A 1,414-nucleotide genomic window follows, 5' to 3' on the forward strand; every position below is an offset into this window, starting at 1 on the left:
TCTGTCCTATTTCGACTTGATAAGACTACCGAGCGAGAAACCAGGGGGGAAGGCAGCAATTCATCAGATCACGGAATGATCGACGGAGTACGAATCAGAAGAAGACCTGATCAACCAGTTGGGAGAGTCTAAACTCAGGTTTAATAGCATATATTCTTTTGTTGGAGAGAGTGCCGCCGCTCCTGCGGCGGCGCTCTCACCGTGTCTTCGAGTGACTCATCCGTAGGCCCGACGCGACTGATTCCACCGTGTTCGAATCATACGGATCGCTTCCGGCACGCCACCCCGCAGCGGGTGGCAGTGCCGGAACCATTCGACCAAGACGTAGCCTATCAATGTACAGAACAACTCGAACAAGACGCCGTTCACCGATTGTGAGTGAAAGTTCTCGATGTTCATATACTGCTTTAGCTCACGAAACAGAATCTCGATGAGTGTCCGAAGCGTGTAGATGTTCATCACATCCACTGGATCATAATCCGCAGGAGATAGCGTCGTCAAATACGCTATCTCCTCTCCATCCACGTCCTCGAACACGATTCGCCGAAACGTTTCGCCGGTCTCGGCGAGTTCAATCAACGCGTCACGTACGTGGCGCGTTCCCGCTTCGTCAGTGATGTCGATGTCCTGGATTCGCTCCAGGACATCGACCCGAGAATCTGACTGCAACAAACATACGAAGTCTTCCTCTCGCTCTTTCAACGCACAGAAGCGGTCATAGTCGAGATAGCCACGATCAAACACGCGAATCGGCGAGTCGAGGTCTCCAAAGACCTCGACATCGTCCTGGAGATGGTCGAACTGTGTTGGTTCGCGTGTCTCGCCTGCTGTAACGGACACGCCAAGAGTCTGCTTGGCGTGTCCGTCCACGCGTGCGGCCAGGTTGAATTTGAGACCGCGGTCGCCTGACTTGATCTCGTCAACGGTCTCACCATCATGCAATTCACTCGGGACAGCGACCGACCTGGTGAGTGCGAGATTTGTTCCATCGAGAGCGACGACCGCTCGATCGAGCCATTCGAGGCGCTTTCGTTGAACACTGCGTTGATGATACAGTTGGGGTGAATGGAGCAGTTCGAAGAAGACACGAACGACCGCGCGGTAGTCGCGGTCGTTCGTTCGCCGGGAGAAGGTCGATGCAGCCATTTCCTCTAGCTGACCATGTGTGGCTGTCTGTTCAGCAAGTTCAGCGAGCGAGTCAGACGGATTGATTCCCTCAAAGATGCCGACCTTGAGATGGTTCTCAAAGTCGTGCTTGTTCGTGTAGGTGCCGATATCGAACTGATCGGCGATGAACTCGCTGTCGACGCAGTCGACCAGCGAGTAAAATTCACCCGCGATTGTCAGTGACTGATTCGTCATCAGGCCAAGTCTGACGGGCTCACATCGGATTTAAGTACTCGAAACGGGACAG

1 protein-coding gene is annotated in these 1,414 nt (G+C 53.7%); it reads right to left on the reverse strand.

All coding sequences use genetic code 11. The features are described from left to right. Window positions 1-216 precede the first annotated feature (216 nt). Window positions 217-1,362: an IS4 family transposase gene (locus ACEWFR_RS23710; RefSeq protein ID WP_374063340.1), complete on the reverse strand. Its 1,146-nt coding sequence runs from the start codon at window positions 1,360-1,362 to the stop codon at window positions 217-219. Window positions 1,363-1,414: the final 52 nt, after the last annotated feature.

The sequence above is a fragment of the Natrinema sp. H-ect4 genome (assembly GCF_041894845.1).
Classification (GTDB): Archaea; Halobacteriota; Halobacteria; order Halobacteriales; family Natrialbaceae; genus Natrinema.